The sequence below is a fragment of the Eggerthella sp. genome (genome assembly GCF_048329335.1).
Lineage (GTDB): Bacteria > Actinomycetota > Coriobacteriia > Coriobacteriales > Eggerthellaceae > Eggerthella > Eggerthella lenta.
Genome location: NZ_DBFEGU010000075.1, coordinates 1 through 1,307, shown reverse-complemented (window position 1 = coordinate 1,307; position 1,307 = coordinate 1). Strand labels below are relative to the sequence as shown.

Sequence of the window (1,307 nt, the reverse complement as noted above, 5' to 3'; positions counted from 1 at the left end):
ATCCCTTTTCTGTATCAGATTTGCAGCGAACGGTTCACGGCTTGCCGCGCGCGTGTTGGAAAAGCCCGACGCGCCCGGCATTTGCGCGTCAGCCCTCCGCCTTGTCCGCCACCGTGATGCATGCGTTCCCGCACGTCATGCCGATGACGCTCCCATCCGCAAGGAAACGCGCCAGCTCTGCTTCCATGCGCTCCATGGCGCGGCCCCGGTGGCTGATGGCGTCTTTTTCCGCGGCCGAAAGCTCGGCGTAGGAGCGGCCCTGCGTGTTTTCCGCCGTTCCCCCGCCGCCTGGCACGCCCACCTCGTCCGGGATGAACAGCGGGTCGTACCCAAAGCCGTTCGTCCCTCTGCGCACAAAGCCCACGCGGCCCGGGCACACGCCCTCAAACACGGCGCAGCGCCCGCCGGGCAGGCACACGCAGATGCTGCTGACGAACCGCGCGGCCCGTTTTCCCTCGGGCACGCCCGCCAGTTCCTCCAGCAGTTTGTCGTTGTTGGCCTCGTCGTCGCCGTGGCGGCCGCAGTAGCGCGCGGAATACACGCCCGGCGCGCCGTCCAGCGCGTCCACGCACAGGCCGGAATCGTCCGCGATGGTGGCTGTGCCCGCAGCCTCGCAGATGGCCCGGGCCTTGATGCGCGCGTTTTCGGCAAACGTTGTGCCGTTCTCCTCGGGCTCCAGCGTCACGCCGGCCTCGCGCTGGCTCCGGACGGTGTGGCCCATGCGCTCCAGAATGCGGCGCATCTCGGCCATCTTTCCAGGATTGTTGGTCGCTGCAATGAATTCCATGCTCCGTCCTCCCTCATTCCTCGCGCAGGAACAGCGCGTCCACAAAGGCGTCCGGGTCGAATTCCATCAGGTCGTCCATGCCCTCGCCCACGCCCACAAAGCGCACGGGCAGGCCCAGCTTCGCCTTGATGCTGACGACCGCGCCGCCCTTGGCCGTGCCGTCCAGCTTCGTGAGCACGATGCCCGTGGCCCCGGCCGCGTCGATAAACTGGCTGGCCTGGCTGATGGCGTTCTGCCCTGTGATGGCGTCCAGAACCAGCAGCGTCTCCACGCTGGCGGTGCCGCATGCCTTGTGCACCACACGGCTGATTTTGGAAAGCTCGTCCATCAGATTTTTTTTGTTGTGCAGGCGGCCCGCGGTGTCGCAGATGACCATGTCGTACCCCCGGGCGGCGGCACTCTGCACCGCGTCGAAAAGAACGGCGGCGGGGTCCGCCCCTTCATTGTGCTTCACGACAGGCACGTCCGCGCGTTCGGCCCAAACGCACAGCTGCTCGGCGGCAGCGGCACGGAAGGTGTC

At 66.9% G+C, this 1,307-nt stretch carries 2 protein-coding genes; both read right to left on the bottom strand.

Annotated features, from left to right (window positions below):
* Window positions 1–88 precede the first annotated feature (88 nt).
* Entirely contained in the window at window positions 89–787 is a 699-nt protein-coding gene (gene rdgB / locus ACMO6A_RS02390) for an RdgB/HAM1 family non-canonical purine NTP pyrophosphatase (protein WP_050005424.1), read from the bottom strand.
* Window positions 788–800: 13 nt separating this feature from the next.
* On the bottom strand, window positions 801–1,307 hold a 507-nt coding region (locus ACMO6A_RS02385), incomplete at its 5' end, for a signal recognition particle-docking protein FtsY (RefSeq protein WP_418470724.1).

Coding starts and splice junctions, on each gene's coding strand:
- rdgB (WP_050005424.1), bottom strand. CDS start 787: ATGGAATTCATTGCAGCGACCAACAATCCTGGAAAGATGGCCGAGATG.